The organism is Rhodococcus sp. GB-02, from assembly GCF_053470465.1.
The window spans coordinates 440,494-462,661 of the sequence record NZ_JBPUKE010000001.1 but is presented as its reverse complement, the minus strand read 5'-3'; the positions used below and the strand labels follow the sequence as shown (position 1 = coordinate 462,661).

At 63.0% G+C, this 22,168-nt stretch carries 23 protein-coding genes; 12 read left to right on the top strand and 11 right to left on the bottom strand.

The features are described 5' to 3' along the window. Entirely contained in the window at positions 1-636 is a 636-nt protein-coding gene (locus tag ACSW29_RS02235; protein ID WP_448277392.1) for a TetR/AcrR family transcriptional regulator, read from the bottom strand. Between the two features lie 150 nt (positions 637-786). On the opposite strand from ACSW29_RS02235, the gene ACSW29_RS02230 reads away from it, so the two are divergent. Together ACSW29_RS02230 and ACSW29_RS02225 are read left to right on the top strand one after the other, a co-directional pair. Then, complete coding sequence (locus tag ACSW29_RS02230) at positions 787-2,163, top strand: M20/M25/M40 family metallo-hydrolase (protein ID WP_230816098.1); 1,377 nt, start codon at positions 787-789, stop codon at positions 2,161-2,163. Further along, entirely contained in the window at positions 2,160-3,722 is a 1,563-nt protein-coding gene (locus ACSW29_RS02225; RefSeq protein ID WP_448276294.1) for a YfcC family protein, read from the top strand. The genes ACSW29_RS02230 and ACSW29_RS02225 overlap by 4 nt, the downstream gene beginning before the upstream one ends. A 1-nt stretch (position 3,723) precedes the next feature. On the opposite strand, the gene ACSW29_RS02220 is transcribed toward ACSW29_RS02225, so the two are convergent. Further along, complete coding sequence (locus ACSW29_RS02220; RefSeq protein WP_230816100.1) at positions 3,724-4,311, bottom strand: DinB family protein; 588 nt, start codon at positions 4,309-4,311, stop codon at positions 3,724-3,726. Between the two features lie 18 nt (positions 4,312-4,329). On the opposite strand from ACSW29_RS02220, the gene ACSW29_RS02215 reads away from it, so the two are divergent. The 4 genes from ACSW29_RS02215 (at position 4,330) to ACSW29_RS02200 (ending at position 8,038) form a co-directional block, all read left to right on the top strand. Then, positions 4,330-5,577, top strand: a complete 1,248-nt coding sequence (locus ACSW29_RS02215; RefSeq protein ID WP_448276292.1) for a hypothetical protein — start codon at positions 4,330-4,332, stop codon at positions 5,575-5,577. Between the two features lie 68 nt (positions 5,578-5,645). Beyond that, positions 5,646-7,292, top strand: coding sequence for an MFS transporter (locus ACSW29_RS02210; RefSeq protein ID WP_448276291.1), 1,647 nt, complete (start codon positions 5,646-5,648; stop codon positions 7,290-7,292). 3 nt (positions 7,293-7,295) lie between these two features. After that, positions 7,296-7,748, top strand: coding sequence for a DUF6325 family protein (locus ACSW29_RS02205; RefSeq protein WP_448276290.1), 453 nt, complete (start codon positions 7,296-7,298; stop codon positions 7,746-7,748). Then, positions 7,745-8,038, top strand: coding sequence for an SHOCT domain-containing protein (locus ACSW29_RS02200; protein WP_448276289.1), 294 nt, complete (start codon positions 7,745-7,747; stop codon positions 8,036-8,038). The genes ACSW29_RS02205 and ACSW29_RS02200 overlap by 4 nt, the downstream gene beginning before the upstream one ends. Before the next feature lies 1 nt (position 8,039). On the opposite strand, the gene ACSW29_RS02195 is transcribed toward ACSW29_RS02200, so the two are convergent. The 5 genes from ACSW29_RS02195 to ACSW29_RS02175 all read right to left on the bottom strand — a co-directional run bounded on the left by ACSW29_RS02195 (position 8,040) and on the right by ACSW29_RS02175 (position 12,910). Further along, the gene (locus tag ACSW29_RS02195; protein ID WP_069146708.1) at positions 8,040-8,726 is read right to left on the bottom strand and encodes a SagB family peptide dehydrogenase; all 687 of its coding nucleotides are present in this window, start codon (positions 8,724-8,726) and stop codon (positions 8,040-8,042) included. A 4-nt stretch (positions 8,727-8,730) separates the two neighbouring features. Further along, complete coding sequence (locus ACSW29_RS02190) at positions 8,731-9,711, bottom strand: ABC transporter substrate-binding protein (protein ID WP_448276288.1); 981 nt, start codon at positions 9,709-9,711, stop codon at positions 8,731-8,733. Beyond that, the gene (locus tag ACSW29_RS02185; protein ID WP_448276287.1) at positions 9,708-10,502 is read right to left on the bottom strand and encodes an ABC transporter ATP-binding protein; all 795 of its coding nucleotides are present in this window, start codon (positions 10,500-10,502) and stop codon (positions 9,708-9,710) included. Before ACSW29_RS02185 ends, ACSW29_RS02190 begins: the two co-directional genes overlap by 4 nt. Then, positions 10,499-11,566, bottom strand: a complete 1,068-nt coding sequence (locus ACSW29_RS02180; protein WP_448276286.1) for a FecCD family ABC transporter permease — start codon at positions 11,564-11,566, stop codon at positions 10,499-10,501. The genes ACSW29_RS02185 and ACSW29_RS02180 overlap by 4 nt, the downstream gene beginning before the upstream one ends. 84 nt (positions 11,567-11,650) lie before the next feature. Then, entirely contained in the window at positions 11,651-12,910 is a 1,260-nt protein-coding gene (locus tag ACSW29_RS02175; protein ID WP_448276285.1) for an MFS transporter, read from the bottom strand. A gap of 92 nt (positions 12,911-13,002) precedes the next feature. On the opposite strand from ACSW29_RS02175, the gene ACSW29_RS02170 reads away from it, so the two are divergent. The 5 genes from ACSW29_RS02170 (at position 13,003) to ACSW29_RS02150 (ending at position 18,147) form a co-directional block, all read left to right on the top strand. Further along, positions 13,003-13,191 carry a streptamidine-related RiPP repeat protein gene (locus ACSW29_RS02170; protein WP_003943543.1) on the top strand — a complete coding sequence of 63 codons (189 nt, stop codon included), beginning with the start codon at positions 13,003-13,005 and terminating at the stop codon, positions 13,189-13,191. A 94-nt stretch (positions 13,192-13,285) separates the two neighbouring features. Further along, the gene (locus ACSW29_RS02165) at positions 13,286-14,098 is read left to right on the top strand and encodes a hypothetical protein (protein ID WP_448276284.1); all 813 of its coding nucleotides are present in this window, start codon (positions 13,286-13,288) and stop codon (positions 14,096-14,098) included. Then, positions 14,095-15,525: a CocE/NonD family hydrolase gene (locus ACSW29_RS02160; protein WP_448276283.1), complete on the top strand. Its 1,431-nt coding sequence runs from the start codon at positions 14,095-14,097 to the stop codon at positions 15,523-15,525. Before ACSW29_RS02165 ends, ACSW29_RS02160 begins: the two co-directional genes overlap by 4 nt. Next, complete coding sequence (locus ACSW29_RS02155) at positions 15,518-16,858, top strand: YcaO-like family protein (protein ID WP_448276282.1); 1,341 nt, start codon at positions 15,518-15,520, stop codon at positions 16,856-16,858. The genes ACSW29_RS02160 and ACSW29_RS02155 overlap by 8 nt, the downstream gene beginning before the upstream one ends. Further along, the gene (locus ACSW29_RS02150; protein WP_347875661.1) at positions 16,855-18,147 is read left to right on the top strand and encodes a YcaO-like family protein; all 1,293 of its coding nucleotides are present in this window, start codon (positions 16,855-16,857) and stop codon (positions 18,145-18,147) included. Before ACSW29_RS02155 ends, ACSW29_RS02150 begins: the two co-directional genes overlap by 4 nt. On the opposite strand, the gene ACSW29_RS02145 is transcribed toward ACSW29_RS02150, so the two are convergent. Beyond that, positions 18,094-19,065: a hypothetical protein gene (locus ACSW29_RS02145; RefSeq protein ID WP_448276281.1), complete on the bottom strand. Its 972-nt coding sequence runs from the start codon at positions 19,063-19,065 to the stop codon at positions 18,094-18,096. The two genes, ACSW29_RS02150 and ACSW29_RS02145, sit on opposite strands and share 54 nt — an antisense overlap. Positions 19,066-19,116: 51 nt before the next feature. Between ACSW29_RS02145 and ACSW29_RS02140 the strand changes: the two genes are divergently transcribed. After that, positions 19,117-19,743 carry a TetR/AcrR family transcriptional regulator gene (locus tag ACSW29_RS02140; RefSeq protein WP_448276280.1) on the top strand — a complete coding sequence of 209 codons (627 nt, stop codon included), beginning with the start codon at positions 19,117-19,119 and terminating at the stop codon, positions 19,741-19,743. 6 nt (positions 19,744-19,749) lie between these two features. Here the strand turns inward: ACSW29_RS02140 and ACSW29_RS02135 are convergent, their stop codons facing one another. From ACSW29_RS02135 to ACSW29_RS02125, 3 genes are all read right to left on the bottom strand, one after another. After that, positions 19,750-20,190 (bottom strand): PAS domain S-box protein, encoded by a 441-nt coding sequence (locus ACSW29_RS02135; RefSeq protein WP_230816116.1) that lies wholly within the window; start codon positions 20,188-20,190, stop codon positions 19,750-19,752. Positions 20,191-20,301: 111 nt separating this feature from the next. Beyond that, entirely contained in the window at positions 20,302-21,042 is a 741-nt protein-coding gene (locus ACSW29_RS02130; RefSeq protein ID WP_448276279.1) for an ABC transporter ATP-binding protein, read from the bottom strand. Beyond that, entirely contained in the window at positions 21,039-22,085 is a 1,047-nt protein-coding gene (locus ACSW29_RS02125) for an ABC transporter permease (RefSeq protein ID WP_448276278.1), read from the bottom strand. The genes ACSW29_RS02130 and ACSW29_RS02125 overlap by 4 nt, the downstream gene beginning before the upstream one ends. Positions 22,086-22,168 lie beyond the last annotated feature (83 nt).

The following is a 22,168-nucleotide window of genomic DNA, read 5'->3' as shown; positions in this document are numbered from 1 at the left end:
CTATTTCGACTCTTCGAACCCGATCAACCGCTCGGACATCGTCGTCATATCTGCGATGAACTGGTTCTGCTCGTCAGCACTCGCTTTGCTCAATCGTGCTCCACCGGCCATCTGCGCGTCCGAGATCATCTGCACGAGCACCGGGGGCGAAACGCAGGGATCTACGTCGTGAACCTGTCGAATACGTTCGACAAAGCGCACGTAGCGGCTCACGAGCTTTCCGCGGACCGCCGACCAACTGCGCTCGACCTCGGAATCCACCCGCGCCCGGTGCTCGATGACCGCGAGCAGGTCCCCATAGGTGTACACGGCCGTGATGAACGCCGACGTGGTCGTTCTGAGAACTTCGCGTAGATCCTCGGCCGCTGGCCCCTCCATGTGCTGGGCGTCGAGAAACCGTCCGCACATCATTTCGGCGACGGCGCGGAAGACCTCGTCCTTGGACGAGAAGTACGCGTAGAAGGTCGCTCGGGACACATCAGCCCTGGTGGTGATCGTCTCGACCGTCACGGCGTCGTATCCGAGTTCGCCGAAACAGAGGGCAGCGGTGTCGAGCAGGCCGGCCCGACGTGGACCGTCCCCGAGCTTGCGGGCTGTCCGCGCTCGCTCCTGCGTTTCGCTGGTGGTCACCATCACAGTGTGTGTTGACGTTGACGTCAATGTCAAGAATCGTCGGACCGACGCCCCACTTCGACTTTTTGTTCGGGTTGCCCTTTCACAGCCCATATATCGGGTGTAAGACTCTGCCTCTAATGTTTTTCGCCTTTCCCAGAAGGAGTCAGTTCCGTGCCGGAAGAATCCGCGTCACCCTCCTATTCCACAATCAAGGAAACAGTTGCCGGTTTGATGCCGACTCTGGAGTCGGAACTAGTCGAACTCGTTCGCATCCCGTCGATAGCGACCGAGGGTTTCCCCAGCGAACCCCTCTTCGAGGCTCACGATCTGATCGTTTCTCTACTGGAAAAATCCGGAGTCACGAAGATGGAGAAACTCGAAATAACAGGTAAAACCGCGCCCGTCATCATTGCAACAGTTCCCGGCCCCGCCGGATCCCCGACGGTATTGATGTATTCGCATTACGACGTCGTTCCCGCCGACGACGTCGAACTCTGGGATTCTCCACCTTTCGAACCGACCAAGCGTGACGGCGCGATTTACGGCCGCGGTACGGCAGATTCGAAGGCAAATGTCATCGGCATGATCGGCGCACTTCGAGTCTTCGACGGAAAGCCGCCGGTAACGGTCAAGCTCGTCATCGAGGGCCAGGAAGAATTCGGCAGCCCCTTCGACAACTATCCGCCGGAAGCCCCCGAATTGTTTGCGGCCGACGCAATGGTTATCGCCGACGTCGGCAGCGTTCGCCCCGGATCACCGACCCTGACCGTCGCACTGCGCGGATCCGCCCAGGTGATCGTCGAACTCACCACTCTCGGCGCCGACAAGCACAACGGCCTCTACGGCGGCGCCGCACCGGACGCCCGCCTCGCGCTCATCCGCGCACTGGCGTCGCTGCACGACGACAACGGGGACGTGGCAGTCGACGGCCTCCTACGCGAACCGTGGAACGGTAGTTCGTACACCGAGGAAGAGTTCCGCACCCTCGCCGAGATCCGCGACGGGCTCCCCCTGCTCGGAACCGGCGGCATCGGCGAACGCATCTGGTCGGGCCCGGCCATCACCGTGACCGGTATCGACGCTCCCCCTGTGGATGGTGCGGTCAACGCCGTCGCCAGCACCTCCCGCGCTGTGATCAATCTGCGTGTGCATCCGCGTCAACCGGCAGTGGAGGCACAAGCTGCCCTGGTACGGCACCTGGAAGCCCTGCGCCCCTTCGGTTTGCAACTGACCGTCACCGCGGGAGAAACCGGCGACGGATTCGCGGCAGCCGAAAGTGGACCGGCCTTCGACGCGGCACTGTCTGCACTATCGCAATCGTGGGGTGAACCGGCCGGGCTGATGGCAGGCGGCGGCTCGATCCCCCTCGTGATGGCCTTGGATACAGCAGTGCCCACTGCCGAGAAGCTGTTGTTCGGCGCCACCGACGGTTACGCGAACATCCACGGCCCCAATGAACGCGTCCTGCTCGACGAGCTCGAGAAGGCCGTCGTCGCCAAAGCACTGTTCTTCCAGGAGTATGCCGACACCTTCGAGGGGAAGAAATGAGCACCGACACCGACACGGAATCCGCGCAAACGCCGGCCAAGAAGAAGTTCGAGTTCCCCGGTGCGGTCACGATGCTCGCGATCGTCACCATTCTGGTCTGGGTTGCGGCACTGTTCATTCCGTCCGGACGCTTCGGCGTCGACGTGGACGGCTCACCCGTTCCGGGTAGCTTCGAGACCGTCACGTCTCCGCTCTCGTTCTGGGAACGAATCCAGCAACTGATCCTCTCCCCCGTGAACGGCCTGTACGGCGTACAGGATTCGATCACCGGGTTTGTCGACACCGACAACATCGGACGGCTCTTCGGTTCGGTCGGCGTAGTCCTCTTCATCATGGCGCTCGGTGCGTTCATCTCGGTCAGCTTTGCCACCCGCAGCCTGGAAACCGCTGTCTCCCAACTCGCTACCAAGCTCAGCGACAAGGGCTGGTTGCTCATCACCGTCATCATGGTGCTGTTCTCGCTGCTCGGTTCGACGATGGGCTTCTCGGTCGAGACGTTCGGTTTCTACGCCCTGCTCATACCGCTGATGACGGCACTGGGTTACGACCGCATGGTCGCGGCGACGATGATCATCCTCGGCGCTCTGGTCGGAAACATGGCGTCGACCGTCAATCCGTTCTCGATCGGCGTTGCCTCCGGTGAGGCAGGCGTGTCCATCGGTGACGGCATCGTGCTGCGCGTGATCCTGTGGATCGTATTGACCGCAGTGGCAGTGGTATTCGTTCTCCGCTACGCCGCAAAGGTGAAGAAAGATCCGTCCAAGTCGCTTGTCGGTTTCGACATCGAGGACGACGAAGACGAGGAACCGGCCGAGCCGGTGGACATCGACGGCAAGCTCACCGGAACTCAGAAACTGGTACTGCTCATCACCGGACTCACCTTCGGACTGATGATCTTCTCCGTCATCCCATGGTCGAGCATCTTCGGCTCCACCACCGGTCCGGCCGAGTACGACGCGTACCACGTCACGGCAACCGAGCCCTACTGGTTCGAGTTGAACTGGTGGTTCCCGCAATTGGCGATGCTGTTCATCCTCGCCGCCGTTCTCGTCGGCATAGTCGCGAAGATGGGTGAGAAGAAAATCGTCTCCCTGATCACGCGTGGAGCCGGCGACATGGTGGGCCCGGCGATCGTCATCCTGCTCGCTCGCGGCGTCTCGGTGATCATGACCAACACCGAAACCCTCGACACCATCCTCAACGCGATGGAGCAGTTGGTCAGCGGCGCTTCGGCCGGAGTATTCGCGATCCTCGTGATGCTCGTCAACATTCCGCTGGCGTTCCTGATCCCGTCCAGCTCCGGACACGCCACCCTGGCGATGCCGCTGCTCGCCCCGCTGGGCGACTTCGCCGGAGTCAGCCGCGCCCTCGTCATCACCGCCTTCCAGATGGGCCACGGCCTGATGCTGATGGTCGCCCCGACCAACGTCGTCGTTGTCGGCGGGCTGGCGATGGCGAAGGTGGGCTACGACAAGTTCCTACGCTTCGTCTGGCCACTCCTGCTGATCAACTTCGTGATCGTCGTCGTGGTGATCGGCGCGGCAGCAGTATTCGAATAGTTCAGGCGTGGTGGGCTTCGCGTGCCGCCGTCTCGAGACGGTCGTTGTACTCGGCCCACCACGCCTGATCACCGGGAGCCAGATTGTTGTCACCCGCCTTCATCCCCGCGGCGCCGTCGATCAGTTCCCGCACGATGTCCGCGTGACCAGCGTGCCGATGGGTCTCGGCGACAACGTGAACAAGTATCTGATGCAGCGTGACGTCGCGCCGATCCTCCGGCCACGGCTTCACGAATCCAGGCGAATCCAGATCGTGCTCTTCGATCGTGACGTCGGCGAAAGCCCAGGTGCGGCGATAGGTTTCGACGATGTCGGCCCTGGACTCATCGGCGCGGGCCCACATGTCGACGTTGAGTTCCTCCGAACGCAACCACGCAGGTAGATCGGGAACACGTCGGCCGAACGTCGGACCGAAATACCCGAGCTCGACGCCGATCATGTGCTTGACCAGACCCAACAAGTTGGTCCCTGTCCGAGTCATCGGACGCCGAATGTCATACTCCGACAGCCCGTCGAGCTTCCAGACGAGCACGTCGCGTGCTGCCTGCAGGTACCGCTGGAGATCTTCCTTTTCCGAGTTGGTGGTCATGAAACCAACCTAAACCGAGTGGAGCACACATTGACAGCGGTGGAGGATCTGACCGAAGTTGCCTCCCGGGCCGTCGCCGCCGAACGTGACGCCAGGTCAGTGCGTTGGCACAACCCGGCAGCCGTCCGCAAGGCTGCCGCGGCCGTCCGTGATTCGCTCGACGACGAACGATCAGCGCTGAGCCGACCGTCGTACAGCGGGTTGTCGCCGTCGCCGCACATGGCTCGCCAACTCGAACTGATCACGACGTTGCAGCCTCCACTGCCCGCCGACGCCAGCATCAGCACCGCTGCTCAGGCCGAGGCCGACGCCGTCGCCGCGGTGACCACCGCACGGATAGCCTTGCGCGCCGCCCACCTTGCAGTTCTCGAAGCACGTGTCGCCGCTCTCGACGCCGGTGACACGGATACCGTCGCCGCTGCGATTCGCGGCTACGTCCCGTTGAACTCCGGCAACCCCTTCGTCCGGCATCTGCAGGATCTCTCCTCGCGCATCCGCGAGGAAGCAAAGCACGTCGTCGGCGGGAAGCCCCGGTCGATCGCCTTTCGCCTGGGCCTTAGCCTCGGAATGGGCTTGGCGTACCTGGCATTCATCCGCCTCTTCCAGTGGGACGCAAAGGAAGATCGCCTGCCCTACTTGGCGCTGTACGCACTCTCGGGGGTCGTCGGAAGTGTCGTGTGCACCAACGCGCTCAGCTTCGACGCCGGTCGGGTCCGCGCTGCGCTGTCCGGTGGAACGAGGCTCTGGCACGTGCTCGTCGCGAAGAACGCGGTGATGCTGCTCCTCGTCGGCAGCGCCGGGTTCCTGCTCAGCGTCATCCTCGCGTGGCGGTCCGGAAGCAGTACCGATCTGGTCAAGGCCTGCGGCCAGGTGCTGACCATGATCCTGCTCTGGTTGGGGGTCGCCAACGTGATGTCGGTGAGCCTGCCGCTGCGGGCCGAACCGATGACAGCGCGGCGCCACGACGGGACGTGGAAGCAGTTCCTCCTGTCTTTTGTCATCTCGTACGGTGTCGGACTGATCGTCAATCTGATGCTCTACTGGCGAGTCTGGGCAAAGACGACGCTGCTCGAGCAGATGGGCGGGCCGTGGATTCCGGTCCTGTTGCTCCTCGCGAGCGCGGCGGCGTCCTGGCTGTTGCTGACCGTCCTGGCGGTACTCCTGGCCGACCAACCACGCTTCCGACGCGCCCTGCAACGGGAGATGGTGGTCTACCGCGAAGAAACCAACCGCCCGCAGGCGACCATTCAGCACAATTCCGGCTAATGTAACCGTGCGTGGCTGATCCGGGCACGTCGCGAGTACACGCAGTGTCGAGGAAGGCGTGACCCATCATGTCCGTAAAGCCTGGCGCGGCCGCCACATCGGCCGCCGTGAGCACCGCCTCCTGGCTGCCACTCATCGTGGTAGTCCTCACCCAGATTCAGGCGTCGTTCGCCGTCAACGCCCTGACCGTCTCGATGGCCGGCATCACCACCGATCTCGACACGCCCGCAACAAGTGTCGGCACCGCGATCACCGCGGGCACCTTCGCCATGGCGGCCTTCATTCTGTTGGGAGCCAAGATCGGCGCTCGCTACGGAACGCGTTTGGTCTTCCAGATTGCCGTTGCGATTCACGGCCTCGCGATGGCGGCGGTCGCTCTGAGCCAGAGCCCGGCCATGCTGTTCATCGCGCAAGCTGCGTCCGGCGCTGTGATCGCTCTCATCGCCCCCGCGTTGACGGTTTTCATCGCCACGAACTTCAGTGGCGATCAGCAGGCAAAGGCCATCGGTTACCTGGCAGCAGCAATCCCCGCAGCCGGTGTGCTGGCACTGCTGATCGCCGGTTCCTTTGCGACGACGATCGGGTGGCGTTACTCCTTCGCCCTCGTCGTGGCGCTCGCCGTGGTCAACCTGGTCCTGAGTTTCCGTGTCAAACCTGTTCCCCCGCAGAAGGACATCACCATCGATTGGGCCGGCGCCGCACTGGCTGCCGTTGCCGTCATCCTGCTCAGCTTCGGTTTCAGCGGCCTGAACTCGTGGGGCGTCATCCTGGCCACCGACGCTGCGCCGTTCTCGGTCATCGGTGTTTCACCCGCGGCCATCCTGATCGTCCTCGGCACCATCTGCGCGCAGGGGTTCTTCCAGTGGACGCGAAGCCGCAAGGCGCAGAACAAGCCTCAGCTCTTCAACCTCGACGTCCTCAAGACCGGCGCCGAGCGCGCCACCACGATCTGCATGGCCACGATGATGTTCGTGGGAACCGCGGCCAACTTCCTCATTCCGCTGTACATGCAGATCATCCAGGGCCGCACCAGCTTGCAGACGTCATTCTCGATCATCCCGTACACACTCTCGATCTTCATCGCGAGCACCGTCGTCGCGCGCCTCTACAAGACGTACTCCCCGCGTCTGATCGCACGAACCGGGTTCGTCGTTGTTGCCGCTGGACTCATCCTGTTGGCCTTCACTATTCGTGGTGACTGGCATCAGATCTTTGTTGTCATCGGCCTGATCACCCTCGGCCTCGGGCAGGGCGCCATCGTTGCGCTGGTGTTCAACACCCTCCTCACAGCAGCCCCCAAGGAACTGGCCGGTGACGTCGGTGCCTGGCGAGGACTGGTACACAACATGTCCGGCAGCGTCGGCATCGCGGTGGCCAGCGTGTTCGCCGTCGGAATCCTCGGTACCCTCGTCAGCTCGCAGCTGATCGACAACCCCACCATCCCGGCATCGCTCAAGGTCGAGTCAGGGATCAATCTCGACCAGGTCAACTTCGTCCCCAACGATCAACTCGTCGTGACGCTCGAAAGCACCTCCGCGACACAAGCACAGATCGATGAAGCCATCCGGATCAACACCGAAGCGCGCCTGCGCGCACTGCGAACCTCGCTGCTCGTACTCGCCGGGCTCTCTCTGCTCGCCATCATTCCGGCCGGGCGCATGCCCAACGAAGTACCTGCTCTGGAAGAACCGCAACCCACGAAGGGCAAGAAGTAACCGATGTCCAACCAAGACCAATTCGGTCCGATCGAATACGTTGCCGTCGAGTTTCCCGGCGGTGCACTGACCTCCGCGGGATTCGAGCAGCTGCTCACTCGCGTCGACACCGGAGTGATCCGCATCCTCGACCTCGAGTTCGTCACCAAAGCCGCCGACGGAACGGCATCCGTCGTACCCGCGTCCACCTTCGAACTCGCAGACTTCGATCTGGCGCAGTTCGACGGCGCTGCCTCCGGACTGCTCGACGCCGGCGACATCGCTGCCGTTGGTGACGAGTTGGCCGCCGGAAGTGTTGCCGCCGTGCTCGTCTACGAGGAACTGGCCATACTTCCGGCGATCGATGCTTGGACCCGCAGCGGCGCAAAGGTTGTCACCGAAGGTCACCTGAGCGTGGACGAACTGGCTGCTGCACTGGACAACACCGCACCGGATACCACGGAGAAGGACGCATGAGTTTCTTGAGGCGAGCCGGCCGGGTAGCCGTCGCAAGCTCCATTCACGGCAATGTTCAGCGCCGTCAGCGGACCCGTTGGGCCGCCGAAGATCAGGCCCGCGCAGCGCAGGTCCAGCCGGTGCCGCCGATTCCCGATCTACCACCCCTCCCGCCGCAGGCAGCTCCGGCAGAATCGGAAGTGTCGATGGACGCTAAGCTCGAACAGCTCACCAAGCTGGGCGAACTCAAGAATGCCGGCGTATTGACGGAGGCCGAGTTCGAGACCCAGAAGGCGCGCATCCTCGGCTGAACTAGCTGGGCCGCCCGAGTGCAAAAGCCATTACGGGAAGCTGCGTCGTCGCGAGATTCAACAGAGATGCCACTCGCGCATCCGTGAATCCTGCGATGGCGCAGCCCACAAGTCCCATCGCCTCGGTCACAAGGTACAGATTCTGAACCAGCACACCGGCATCCACGTGCATCGTGCGGTAGTGGCGCATCGCGTACTTCTCGAGCGGCGCTTCCACGTCGGCGACCACAAACAAAAGAACCGGGAACACGTCGACGAACTCGGGCTGGAGCAGGCTCGCTCGAAGGTTTCCTTGTACGTCACCCGGCCGGACGGCCTCAGCACGGCCTTCCTGGATGTACCGGTACACCCCGGCTCCAAGCGAGTGTCCGGGTTGGCTGACAACAAACGACAGCCTCAGTTCGCGCATCCCACCGGCCGTCGGGCTGCTGACCAGACTGTGGTGCAGCACATTTGAAAGTTCATCGATTCCCAAAGCATCTTGCGCTGGGTTGTAGTGGCTCCGTCGTGCCTGCAAGATATCCGGAAAGTCCTGGGCCGGCAGTGGCGTCGGCGCCGGTAATTCAACGAACTCAGACGTCACCGGCGGCAGTGCGCCCTCGTCGAACGGTAGCTCCGACGGAGCCACCGTCCGGTCAAGCGCAGCATGCAGCGATACGACGGCCTCGACCCGCTCGAGGGCGGTCAAGACCTCACGAACCCGGGTGCAGCAGGCGAGATACCTCGGCAGCTCCGTCGATCGACACCAATTCACCGGCGAACCACGCCTCCGGGACGGCAAAGATCGCATTCGACGTCGCGGCAGGCGTCCCGGCAAATGCCGTGCGAGCAGCGTCGAGTGTGGATTCCCGAGCCGACTCGGTGGAGTAAACGACAAGAATTGCCTGCGGCGACTTCGCGAGTATCGATTCGGTGGCTACCTGGCCGAAGTACTTCCCATCCGGAAGGTCGCTCTCGTAGAGGTTCTTTCCCCCGGCCGCCTCGAGCACGCTGCTGTAGAGGCCCCTCGCCAGAGCGTAGGACTGCCCCTCCGAAACCTGAACCATCACAGTGGGAACCGGCTCTTTCCCGGCGACAGATGCCTCGGTTGCTGCGAGCGACTTCTTGCCGTCTACCAGGAGAGTTGCTGCCTCGTCACGTGTTCCGGTCAGGGTACCGAGACCGTCGATGTCGGACCAGACGTCGTCGATCCGCCCCTCGGTGACTGCCTTGTGGCAATACCCGCTGTTCACGAAGATCGGGATGCCGAGGTCGCGCAATTCGTCCATGCTCTGCAATCGCTCACCGTCGAACCAGTACTCGCCGTCGGAGACGATCAGATCTGGACGGGCGTCGAGCAGTGCTTCTTTCGCGGGAACTCCGGTACTCAGTACCGGCACGGCGGCGAACTGTTGCGCGAGTTCGGGGCTCGGTGGCGAGAGATCGGTATTCGATTGTCCGACAATGCGGTCGGCGGCACCGAGCTGAATGAGAAGCTCCGTCATCGACGGATACAGCGAGACTATCCTTTCGGCCGTCTTGGGCAACGTGATGTCGCGATCACAATTGGTGACCGTGATCTTCTCGGACGAGGCCGCAGCCGAATCGTCAGTGGAGTTCCCGCATGCGGTCAGTACGGCGGTGGCGGCCACGGCCGAGCAGAACAGCGCGGCAGTACGTATCGAGGTTTTCAAGACACTACTTCTTTCGTAGGTAGGAGAGGAGGGGCGAACGAGAGCAAGGGGCGCCCGGTCAACGGATGAGTGCCGAGATGCACCTGAACCCCGAAGACTTCGGACAGCAGATCCTCGGTCAGGACCTCGCCGGTGGGTCCCGATGCGACAACTGCACCCTCTGAAAGCAGGCACACGTAGTCGCAATATGCGGCGGCCAGCGCAAGTTCGTGGATCGCAACCACCGTCGTGGTGCCGAGTTCAGTGACCAGTTCCATCAATTCGAGCTGAGCACGGATGTCGAGGTGGTTGGTGGGCTCGTCCAGGACCAACACCGACGGCTGCTGGGCGATCGCCCTGGCCAACATCACACGCTGCTTCTCACCGCCCGACAATTCGGCGAAGAGTCGTGATCCAAAGCCCTGCATGCCGGTTCGTGCCAGTGCTGCGCTGACGATGTCCCGGTCGATCTCACCGAGTCGAGAAAATGCGCTGTGATGCGGCGTCCGGCCCGTTGCAACAACCTCGCGGACACTGAAAGAGAAATCGGATGAATGCTCCTGCCCCACAACACCGATGATGCGTGCTGCCGATCGTGGCGAGAGATCATCCCACACGTTCACCTCGTCCACCTTCACGATTCCGCTTTGCGGCTTCATCGAGCGGTACAACGCGCGCAGGAGGGAGGACTTTCCACTGCCGTTCGGTCCGACGAGCCCGACCACACTTCCCTCCGGTGCTTCCAGATCCACACCCGAAACCACCGGGCGCCCGCCCCGAACGACCTGAATTCCGCTGGCCGACAATCTCACGACTGCGCACCGCCGTCCCGTCGAAGCAACCAGAGAAAGAACGGAGCGCCCAATCCGGCGGTGATGATCCCGAGTGGCAATTCGTTGGGCGCATCCAGCATTCGAGCTGCAAGATCCACGATCACCAGGAAGGTGGCTCCAACCAGCGCGGTCGCGGGGAGCAGCTTGCCGTGATCGGATCCGACCAGAAGTCGTACGGCGTGCGGCACGAGCAATCCCACGAAACCGATTCCGCCGGCAACGGATACAACAACCGCGGTCAACAACGACGCAATCACCAGTAGTAGCAACCTGGTCCGACGCACGTCGACGCCTACCGATTGCGCGCTCTCGTCTCCCATAGCCAGCGCGTTGAGTTGGCGTGATTGCGTCAACAGCACCGCAGCACACATGGTGATCACCGCGGCGGGCACACCGAGATCCGACCAACTTGCCCCGCTTACCGAGCCCAGCAACCAGAAGAGCACTCCCGAAAGCTGGCTCGGATCGGCGCGCAACTGGACAAAACTTGTTGCAGCCGAGAGCAGATAGCCGATGGCAACTCCCGCCAGGACCATGCGCAGCGGGACAAGCATTCCCTCTCGCCTTCCCAGGACGAGAACCGCGATCAGGGAGACCATGGCTCCCAGGAACGCTGCCACGGGGACGCCGATCGACAGACCGGTTCCGATGCCGGTCGTCATGATCAGTACTGCGCCGAAGGATGCTCCGGAACCCACGCCCAGAATGTATGGATCGGCAATCGGGTTGCGCACCAACGCTTGCAGCACGGCGCCGGCCAACGACAACCCGGCGCCCGCCAATGCCGCAATCAGAATGCGCGGTACCCGCAATCCCCACACGATCCGATCGAGCAGCGGGTCGACCAGCGGACCGCCGACGTGCGCGTACAACACCGCGAATACGTCGGCAAAGGACACCGACGCGGCACCCGACCACACCGCGACGGTGGAGACCGCGGCAAGCACAACCGCCGTGGCCAACAGAAACGGGACGTACCCGCGCTCGCCGACGGGATGCGCGCGCGACGGCACTCGTGGTGCTGCCTCGCTGGTCAGCGTCATCGCACTCCTGAGTAGGTGGGGTTCGCAGTCATGAACAGGTGGATCTAACCATAACGACAGTCGTTTTCATTAATAGTCACATGCTCATCTGTGCGGGTAAGGGTCGGTCCGCAGCGCACTCGCCCACGCGAAGAGCGCCCCGACCAGCGCAGAGATGCACGCAACGAGGTAGGCGGTGCCGATGTCCCAGCGTCCTGCGATTACCCCCGCAAGCAACGCGCCGACCGGCGAACCACCCCAGGCGACCATCCTCGCCGTAGTGTTCACCCGGCCCTGAAGACGATCCGGAGTCAGACGCTGACGTGCACCGATGCCGTTGAGGATGGTGACGGTCGCACAGCCGGAGTAGACAGCGAGTGCCGTGATCGCGGCGCCGGTGTTGCCGGTTGTCGCAACGACGAACAGCACCACCGGGGCGATGGTCAGCGCACCGATCGTGATCGCCCCCACCGGCCACCGCGCCGGCAGCCGTGGAAGCACGAGAGCGCCGACCACTCCACCCACGGAGACCGCCGTCCACACGGCGCCGATCATCGGACTCGACGTCGAAATCCCCAGCCTCTCGGACGCGTACACCACGAGGAGAGCCGTAACTGCACCCTGCGTCAGCGAATTGACGAAGCCGACGCCGGTCAAGGCTCTCAGAAGCGGCGACTGCCAAAGGAAGCTGAGGCCTTCGCGTATGTCACGCGCAATTCCGGGTTCCGACCGCGGCGCCGCTGCAGGGGCAACCGAGAACGAGGCTCCGATCGACGCCATGGCCAGTCCGGCCACTACGTACGCCAGCGCATCAGCGCCTAATGCGTAGGCCGGGCCGATCGAGGCCACAAGCACGCCGGCTATCGCCGGAAAGACAACATCGATCAGCGTGCTGGACGTCCACAGCGCACTGTTCGCGGCCGGTATCCTCTGCCGGCCGACCAGAGCAGGCAGCGCTCCGAAAGCAGCGCCGTCGAACCACACGAAACACGTTCCGATGCACATCGATACGCCGACGGCATGCCACGCCGTCAATACGCCTAGCGCCTGCGCTGCCGGAATACTCGCCAAGGCGAGAGCAGCAACGGCCTGCGCACACAGGATGACCGTCCGCCGGTTGACTCGGTCTGCCACGGCGCCGGCAAACAAGCCGAACACGAGGTACGGCAGTACCGTCCCCGCAGCCGCGAGCGAGGTGAGAAACGGAGACCGACTGATGTCGAACACCAGGATCGGCATGGCCACTCCGGTGACCGCCGCACCGGCTACGGCAATCGTGCGGGCGGTGAAGAACAATCGAAACGATCTGTCCCGAAAGACATGTGGTTGCGCTTCGACGGATCCCGTCGTCGGGGTCTCGCTCATGTATGCACTCTCTTGTACCTGTTGCTCTCCGTCGCGATCTTTCGTACGGTGGCATCGTAATGGAAATGGTTTCCATTACGGAAGGGATGACAATGAGCAACATTTCGTTCGACAGCGTCTCCAACTCGGCTCCGGCCAATGCACTCCAGGGCGTCGGCACCAACGCTCTCGTCGACAACCCGTTCACCTTCGAGCCGGTTGCCGAGGCAACGTCCGCACACGCTCTGCAGGGTGTGGGCACCAACGCCCTCGTCGACAACCCGTTCAGCTTCCAGAGCTGAAACCTTTCCTGATCCAGACTGTTTCGACAGCCTGATCTGCCGATGACCCCGCCCGCATCCGACTCGTCGGGTGCGGGCACCGACAAGGAGATCCGTGTACGCCCTCGCCGACGGACACCAGCTGTATCCCACACCGGACGGTATTTGGCACTACCTGACACCGGACGAGAACGCAGTCACGATCGGTGCTCCTGCCGAAGATCTCGCAGAACTCGACAACTTCCTCCGGCGGTCGAGTTCGCTGCTCGGTGCCGGAGCGAGCGAGATCGCCGACGCTCTCGTCGCTCGCGGCGTGCTGGCTGTTCCAGGTCGAGCGCCGGAGATTCCGGGTCCACAGCGTGTGCTGATGGACGGTATCGGACCCGTAGTCGATGCCTGCATCGCTCTGCTCTCCAAGGCTCTTCCGGATCTCGAAGTCGTATCCACCACTGCGCCTGACGAAAACGACGTGGCATCTTCAGACCTCGTATTCTCGGTGGCCGACGCTCCTCCTCATGACGAGTGGTCGGAACTCGATACCTGGTGCCGCCGAAACCGAACACCGTGGCAACGCGTCCACGCGGAGCTGGGTGAGATCTGCATCGGGCCCTTCTTCGACGGTATCGACAGCGCAAGCTACCGGGACGTCTGCGGTCGACGGCTTGCCGCGTCGCGTGTCCCGGATCATCTGCAGGCGCTGTGGAATCACCTCGCCGGCAGCGAACCTCGCCCGCTTGAACTTTCACCCACCACAGCCGCAATGGCCAGTGCGCTCGCATGTTCGGACGTCGTGGCTGGTACCCGTGGCGCACCGCCATCACACCTTCATCACCAGATCCGGGTGAATCCGCGAACCCTCATGATGATTCGCCATCCCGTGCTACCTCTGCCAGGCGGCGTTCTCGAACCTTCGCCGACGCTCCGGTGATCTCACTCGGAGTGGCGATCCCAGCGGCAGACGGATCTTCGTTGGCTACGGATGTTCTTCTCCCACCAGAGTCTTCACCTCGAGGTCTGATCGTGATCCGCACCCCGTACGGGCGCGGGTGGCATCTGGCCGAGGGAATCGAATGGCGAGCGCGAGGAATTGCATTCATCTGTCAGGACGTACGTGGACGGCACGATTCCGCCGGTTCTTGGGAACCGTACGTCCACGAGCGCGAGGACAGTGCTGCCCTCGCCGAGTGGCTGCAGGATCAGCCGTGGACCCCGAACTGCGTCATCGCAAGCGGGGCTTCATACGCGGCAGGAACTGCCTGGGCGTTTGCTGCCGAGACCAACAGCGCCGATCGGCCCTTTCACGTTGGCGGCGTCGTCTCCAAAGTGCCGACCATCGGAAGCGATCGCGTCAAACGTGATCCCTCGGGGATACTTCTCCTCGCCGAGCATCTGGCGTGGTGGGGCGAGCACGGAGATTCGGCTTCGTCCCGTGAAGGTTTCATCCCTGCCCTGATGCGTTCGAATTCATCTTTGCTGGAACATCTCCCGGTGCAGTCGATGATCGAGAAAGTCGGCCTCACTTCCGATTCACCAGGTTGGGTGACGCCGATCAGCCGGGCTCGTGAACGCGAACTGTACGGCAGCGACGATCTCGTCTCCGCAGACGAATTGTCCGAGCTCGATGTCGCCGGACTGCACATCGGAGGCTGGGACGATGCGATGATTCGGGAGACGCTACGACACTTCGCATCCGTGGGGCGCGGGCCACAAAGTTTGATCGTGGGCCCCTGGGCGCATGACCTCCGCCCTGGAATGGTCGGCGAGACAAGTTTCGGCGGCCTTCAGGTCGAGTGGATGGAATCGATATTCTCGGCGCGGCCCCTGACTGTCAATCGGGTGTTCGACCGGGGTGTGGGCGAATGGTCGACCGAGCCGTATGTCACGGGTGCGAATCGCGTTCGTCTGGAACCAGACCTGGCGAGCGCTCCGTACAGTTTCTGGTACGACGCGGTGGACAACCGAAACGACTGTGTTGTCTGGACTTTCGACATGCAGCTCGAGTGTGTGCTGTCCGGAACACCTTCGGTGGAGCTGAAAGTGCACTCACCCGAGGGCGAAGCCGATTGGATCGTCGAGCTGAGCGTCGTCGATACCGCTGGAGTCACCAGGTCGATCGCACGCGGCGCTGGCGTCAGCCTTCGATCCGGCACGCAGACCATCGATCTCGATCCTGTGCTCCACACCGTGCTCCCCGGTGACGTTCTGTCACTGCGGATCTCGGGTGCGGACTTCCCACGGCTCGCACGCAATCTCGGAGACGGCGATCGCTATCGAGGAACACGCAGTATCGCACTGCACCAATCATTTTCCGGGTCGCTGACCCTGCCGATGCTCGGAGGAACCGACGATGAATGACGTGCTCGTCGACGCCCGGAGCGGCGTACTGACCTCACTGGAACCACACATTCGCTCGGACATGCCGACAGGCTGGGTCGGGTGGGCCGCGAAGGTGGCCGACACCCGCAACTTCGGCGGGAGTGGTTCGCGGTTTCGCGCCGACCCCTACGGATTCGGGGCTTCGATACGCGACGATGCCGCGGCACGCGGGGCGGCAACCGGTGAGGCCGCCGAAAGATACTGCGGCAACGTGGTCCCCGAAGATCTGGTCCACAGCAGTGCATCAGCGCTGGCACTGGCCGGCTCATGGGTCGTCGATCCGGCGAGTTTCGCGCTGTACAGCGAGGACCAGTACCGCCTTCCCGGATTCCCCTTCGTCCCCTTCACCTCTGCTCTGGATGTCCGCTGGGCACTGGGTCACACTATGGACGAGGGAGTGCCCACCTATGTGCCGGCCGCCCTGACCTATCTCGGGTACTACACGGGCACCCGTCGCCACGAACCACCGATCGCGTCGTTGCAGTACGCCGGAATCGCTGCTGGGCGCTCACGCGCCGAAGCCGAGATGTCAGCTCTGCTGGAACTTCTCGAACGCGATGCCACCGCACTGTGGTGGTGCGGAGACCGGTCACAGCCGGCAATCGAACTTTCCGACTGGGAGCGGTTGCCCGCGCACCGCCACCTCGGGGACCTGGAGAGCGAGACCCGGAGCGTTCGAGTGCTGCTGCTTCCTTCCCCCTTCGACATTCCTGTCGCCGCAGTGTGGATCCGGGATGACCGACGTGGATTGGTCGCCCTGGGCACCGCTTGTCGACCAACGATAGAAGCGGCCGTGTCGAAGGCTCTTGTCGAGGCGTACGCGGTACTGGCCATCACCATCGACCTCGCCGACCCCGACGGGCCGACCTGGCGCAGCGTGGCTGACGGAACGCTGCCGGCGCACCTGTACAAACCCTTTCGGGCCGACCGTCGTTACCGAGACGAGTTCGATCCGCAATGGAAGGACGTCGTCGATCTGCCGACCGTCGCCCAACTCTATCTCGACCCCGTGATGGCTAGCGCGGCGGAAGAGCATCTTTTCGACTACACCGAAATACGCTCGGTATCAGAGATTCCCGATGAAGCGCCGTTGAATCTGGATTCTCTCGTAGCGCTTCTGACGTCTCGAGGGCACCAGCCGATTTCCGTCGATCTCACCACCCGCGACATCTCGATTGCCGGGTTGCACGTCGTCCGCGTCCTGACTCCGGGCCTGTACAACAACGCCCCGGCAGCCTTTCCCCTTCTTGGAGGTAGCAGATTGACCAGCGCATCAACCACCCATCTGCATCTGCCGGTCCCCCTCGCATGACATCTTCGCTCGTTGACCGCCGAACTGGGATCATTCGAGAGCTGGTCGACGCCGTTGTTCCCCTGCACTTTCCGCCCGAGTTCAAGCTGATTCATTCGTATGTCTGCGATTCGGCGCGCTTTTCGCCCTGGTCCAGCGACTCGGCGGGCGCCGGATATTGCTTCGATCTGGGTGACCGTGCGCGGCCTACCGCAGCTGCGATAGGCGAAGCGGTGGAACGGTATTGCGGCAACATCGTCGCCAAACCGATCGTCCGCGAGTCCGCCGAAGCGTTGATCGGAGCAAGCATCGACCTGTCACAACTCGCGCGTTTCGACACTGCCCAGTACGCGCGGCCCCAGTTCCCGTTCGTCGAACCAACCGACGATCTGGAGATGGACTGGACTCGCGGAGCCGACCTGATCACGGGTTCGGATATCTGGGTACCGGCCGAACTCGTCTGGGGTTCGTATCCTCATTTCGTCGCCCGGACGGGTCCGGCGATCTCTCCGGTGGCTCAGGCGGGTCTCGCCGCCGGGCCCTCGGTGAAGTTCGCAATCGACAATGCCTTGCGCGAGATAGTCGAACGAGACGCGATGACGCTGTCCTGGACCGGGCGGCGTGGTGTTCGGGTCGTCACCGGCATTCCCGAGGTGCTTCGGCGACTGGGGAATCACGGCACCCTCTCGACCAGGTGGTTGTCATTCGACAGCGATTTCGGGATCCCGGTGCTCGGCGCCCTCGTCCACGACGGACTCACCGGATACTCGACCATCGGTACCGCCTGCCACGAAGAAGCGCAGACGGCTGCGTTCAAGTCACTCGGCGAAGCGCTTCAGCTGCAGCTGCTTTCCGCCGACTACGACAACCCGGAGAGCGGCATCGGTCGAGCCGCGGCCTCCCCGACCAGTCCGCTTGCGCCTTGGCGAGCTGACCGAAGCTATGCAGGCGCCTACCGACCGGATTTTGCCGACGTGATGGACTACGGATGCCACTTGCAACTTCACCTGGACCCGGAGATCCAAGCACGATTCGAGAGTGAGCTGGTCGGTGCCGTCGTCGGCGAGGTGGGACTCGACTCTCTAACATCAGCCGCCGGCACCGAAAGCGCTCTGACGGCAGCCGGTTTCAGGCCGGCATGGGTCGATCTCACCACAACTGATGTTCTCCACGCCGGCCTGCACGTCGTCCGCGTCGTCGTTCCCGGTTGTCTCACCAATGCGGCCGCCGGATTACCGTTTCTCGGCTCGTCCCGACTAGTCGACAGTCTTGCCGGACGCGCTGCTCGCACCATCCCATTGCCGCACTGACAGTTCGGGAACAGCAGCTTGCAACGACTCCGCGGTCTCCACCGAGTGGAACCACGTCGGCTTCGAGATCGCGGCGTCTCGAAGCACCTGCACGGCTCGTGCGGCGATGGTTGCCGTCGCAGCCGACTGGCTCCGTCCCGAAACCCAGAGCGCCGGAACGGTATCCGTTCTGGCCATCGCGACCCAACGATCCGAGCCCCACAGCTTCTTCGGTACTACCTTCTGGAGCGCGGGTGCCCACGTCATGGCCGCAAGTCCGAGCGTCGCGGTGGACGTGTCCAATCGCAGGTACGTCCTGACCGGAACACCGAGGTCTCGCGTCAACGCATGCTGGTCCGAAAAGTCGGCCCGCACAGCAGGACCGGTGCGGTATCCGATCGCATCGGCCGGCATTCGAAACGTCTTCATCCCGGTGTAGTTGCGGATCGATCGTCCGTCGGGATCAGGAAACCTCGTGCCCAACATCCCGTACGTCCACGCCGTTGCGGCCGGCCCGTGTAGTTCTCCACCGCCGAGGCCGATCAGGATGTTCACGGGTCCGTCGCCGAGTCGATGCGCCTCGGTTGCAAGGACACTGGTCAATCCCGGCGCCAACCCGACGCCCATCAGAACGGGTCCGTCGACCGCTTCCAATTCTTCGCAGTAGCTCGAGGTCGCCGTGATGTCGACGAATGCCGCCCCACCGCGTACCGCTTCGTCGGCCAGGCGAACGTCCTCGAAACCCGACGCATTCACCACGACATCGAAGTCTCGAACGACAGTCGAATACCCGCCTGGTTCTTTAAGATCAACGACGACGTCCGCGCGGGCAGGATCACGGCCGGCGGAGTACGCGGAGATTTCGGGGACCTTCGCGAGTTGTTTCATCAGGGGAATCCCGACGGCACCGTAGCCACCGAGTACAAGTACCTTCGCCATTATTTCACCTCCCGAGTCGCTAGAGTTCGACTCTAGAGTTAAACTCTAATCATGATTGAGGTTCTTCGGGAAGACACGTCGGCGCGGCGCAAGATCATCGCGGCAGCGCGTGAAGTCTTTGTCGATCCCGGCTACGCGGCCGCCACGATCAAACAGCTTGCCGCGGCGGCGGGCGTGTCGGTGCAGAGTGTCTATTTCGTGTTCGGCAACAAGCCGAGCGTGCTGTCAGCACTACTCGACGTGGCCGTTGCGGGCGACGAGGAAAAGACAGCAACTCTGGACCGACCGTGGGTGGCGGCAGCACTCGGCGCCCCACATCCCCTCGGGCAACTCCGGATTCAGGTTCACCACGGACGACTCATCCTCGAGCGCACCGCAGACATCCTGCTGGCACTGCGGGCCGCCGCTTCCGCGGACGACGACGCCGCCCGCTTGTGGCAAATCAACCGCACGCAGCGACGCACGGTGCAGGAACATCTGATGGTCGGCATTGTCGAAAAAGCGCCGACGGTCGACCTCGAAACAGCCGTGAACGTGTCACTCACGCTGCTCAGTCCCGAGACGTACACAGACCTCGTGGTCGGCGCGGGTTGGACCGGCCAACAGTACGAAGAATGGGTGGTCAACACCCTTGCCGCCACGCTCGGCCTGGACCGAACCGTCACATCCAGGAAGTAACTCGAACTACTTGGTGGGCTTGTCGTCGATGTGCCGTGGGTTGTTCCACAGGCGCTCCGTCAGATCGTGGAGGACGGCAAGGGTGATCGTGTCGTCGTCACGGCGAAGCAGCGACTGGCTGACCGTGGCCCGCACCAAAGTGCTGTCGGAGTGCACGAACTCCTTGACCGAGCCCGGTTCGGAACTCAGTTCGCGATGGGCCTGCTCGGCACTGACGTCGTCGGCATCCTTGTCGTAAAGAATGTCCTGCAAACGCAACGCCGAGACGGCCTTCTTGGGGTATCCCAGCATGTCAGCGAAGGACGGATTGGCAAAAACGATGCTGCCGTCGCGGTGAACGGCCATGACCGGCACCGGAAGCCTGTCGAGGAGAATCAGGGCAGGCATCTGCTCCAGATCCGCAATCGGCGATCGTGGCGGCTGCGCAACGTTGCGGCGGCGTTCCATAACACGTCCTCTCAAGTTGCCCGAGTCGACAACAGTCTAACTGCCCAGCAAATCGCGGGTTGACTTCCCGCCCGGATGCAGTGACGAATGCCCGAATCGTGCCCGCCTGAGTTACGCCGCGAGCGCCTCCTGGTCCTCCGCCAAGGAACCGTCAACAACACGATAGACAGTATCCATCCGATACAGGTGACTTCGGTCGTGTGTCACGAGAAGGGTTGCCGCCTCGTGTTCCCGCACCACCCCGATGATCAGATCCATGACGGCAGCACCGCGCTCCTGATCGAGCGCGCTGGTGGGCTCGTCGACCACCAGAAGCTGCGGATCGTTCATCAATGACCGCGCGAGATTGACCCGCTGCCGCTGCCCGCCCGACAGCTGGGACGGCCGTTTTCCGCTCTGATCCGCCAGTCCGACAGCGTCCAGCAAATCCATCGCTTTTGATTTCACGGCCTTGCGACGGGCCCACGACGTGAACACGGACTGCCCCAGATGCGCCATCACCTCGAGCTGCTCCAGTGCCGTCAACGACGACACCAGGTTGGACTGCTGAAAGACGATCCCGATGGACGAGCGTCGCAGCTCCGACGCCGCCCGCCGACTCAGCGCCGCGATGTCGGTGCTGCCCTCCGGCGTCCGGAGGTAGACGTGCCCGGAATCCGGACGGATCAGGGTCGACGCCACCGCCAACAGGCTGGACTTACCTGAACCCGAGGGCCCGGTGATCGCGGCGATCTCGCCGCGGTGCAGCCGCAGGGAAACGTCGTCCAGCGCCGTCACCCGCGATTGTCCGTCGGGAAACGTCAGGTCGACGTTCTGGATATCGAGAACTGTGGTGCCGGTAGTCATGGTCATCGTGCGCTCCCCAATGCTGTGAGTGGATCGGTGGTCGAGAGGAATCGAAGTGCAAAGGCCGCGCCGAGCAGACCGAGTCCGATCAATGCCACGGCAGGTACGACGGTCGTAGATGCGTCCAGGACGAACGGCATTGCGTCACCGATCAGCGAACCGGCCACCGCTGTCAGTCCGATCCCGACGGTGACTCCGGCGATCAGTACGATGAGTGCCTGGCCCAATGCGTCGCGCACCAGCGAACCGGTAGTCGCGCCCAGTGCTTTCAGCGTCGCGATGTCCGGGGTTCGCTGGATCGTCCACACCGTGAAGAACGCACCGATCACCAGGGCCGAGATCGCGAACAGCATGAGCGTCATCAACGTCAGAGACCCGTTCTCCGACTTGTACGAACCGATCGCGTCGAGCGAACCGCTGACCGTAGTCGACGTCGTCGCAGCCGACTTGTCGGTTGCGGAAGCGTCAGAGGCTCCGCTGACAGCCAGCACCGTCGCGACTCCGCCGCGCGGGTTGGCCGCCTGCCAGTCGTCAAGTGTCATCCAGACGACGGGCGAATGGCTGTACCAGTCGTCACCCCGAACGGCGCTGACGGTGAACTGCTGCGTACCGACGCTCACCTGATCGCCGGCGCTCGCCGCCAGATCGCGGGCGGCACCTTCGCTCAACACCACCGTGCCTGACGCCGACGGCGTCACGTCCCCGAAACCGCCGTCAGCACCGAACAGGGCGACCGACTTCTGATTTCCGCCGGCCAATCCTGCTTTCCCGCGACCGATTCCGATGGGATCGACGTCCTTCGACGTGGAGGTCCAGGCGTTGACCTGGTCCTGCGTGAGCGCCGACTCGTCGAACGACGCACCTGCTCCGGTGTCGGCGAACACGACCGTGTCGGCATTCATGGCCTCGATGGCTGACACGTTCTGATGGCGAAGCCCCGCAGTCAAACCGCTGAGAAAACTGACCAGAAGTGCAACCAACAGAACCACGACGGAGATCAACGCGAATCGACCTCGCGCTGCCCGTAAGTCCCTCATTGCGACAAACACTGTGAATTCCTTTCCTGTGCTTGCCTCTACGCTCCCGCGGATGCAGACTCTTTCCATCGCACCTCGGATCGACTTTCCAGCGC

Coding starts and splice junctions, on each gene's coding strand:
- ACSW29_RS02225 (WP_448276294.1), top strand. CDS start 2,160: ATGAGCACCGACACCGACACGGAATCCGCGCAAACGCCGGCCAAGAAG.
- ACSW29_RS02220 (WP_230816100.1), bottom strand. CDS start 4,311: ATGACCACCAACTCGGAAAAGGAAGATCTCCAGCGGTACCTGCAGGCA.
- ACSW29_RS02210 (WP_448276291.1), top strand. CDS start 5,646: ATGTCCGTAAAGCCTGGCGCGGCCGCCACATCGGCCGCCGTGAGCACC.
- ACSW29_RS02205 (WP_448276290.1), top strand. CDS start 7,296: ATGTCCAACCAAGACCAATTCGGTCCGATCGAATACGTTGCCGTCGAG.
- ACSW29_RS02200 (WP_448276289.1), top strand. CDS start 7,745: ATGAGTTTCTTGAGGCGAGCCGGCCGGGTAGCCGTCGCAAGCTCCATT.
- ACSW29_RS02180 (WP_448276286.1), bottom strand. CDS start 11,566: ATGACGCTGACCAGCGAGGCAGCACCACGAGTGCCGTCGCGCGCGCAT.
- ACSW29_RS02175 (WP_448276285.1), bottom strand. CDS start 12,910: ATGAGCGAGACCCCGACGACGGGATCCGTCGAAGCGCAACCACATGTC.
- ACSW29_RS02170 (WP_003943543.1), top strand. CDS start 13,003: ATGAGCAACATTTCGTTCGACAGCGTCTCCAACTCGGCTCCGGCCAAT.
- ACSW29_RS02155 (WP_448276282.1), top strand. CDS start 15,518: ATGAATGACGTGCTCGTCGACGCCCGGAGCGGCGTACTGACCTCACTG.
- ACSW29_RS02150 (WP_347875661.1), top strand. CDS start 16,855: ATGACATCTTCGCTCGTTGACCGCCGAACTGGGATCATTCGAGAGCTG.
- ACSW29_RS02145 (WP_448276281.1), bottom strand. CDS start 19,065: ATGGCGAAGGTACTTGTACTCGGTGGCTACGGTGCCGTCGGGATTCCC.
- ACSW29_RS02140 (WP_448276280.1), top strand. CDS start 19,117: ATGATTGAGGTTCTTCGGGAAGACACGTCGGCGCGGCGCAAGATCATC.
- ACSW29_RS02135 (WP_230816116.1), bottom strand. CDS start 20,190: ATGGAACGCCGCCGCAACGTTGCGCAGCCGCCACGATCGCCGATTGCG.
- ACSW29_RS02130 (WP_448276279.1), bottom strand. CDS start 21,042: ATGACCATGACTACCGGCACCACAGTTCTCGATATCCAGAACGTCGAC.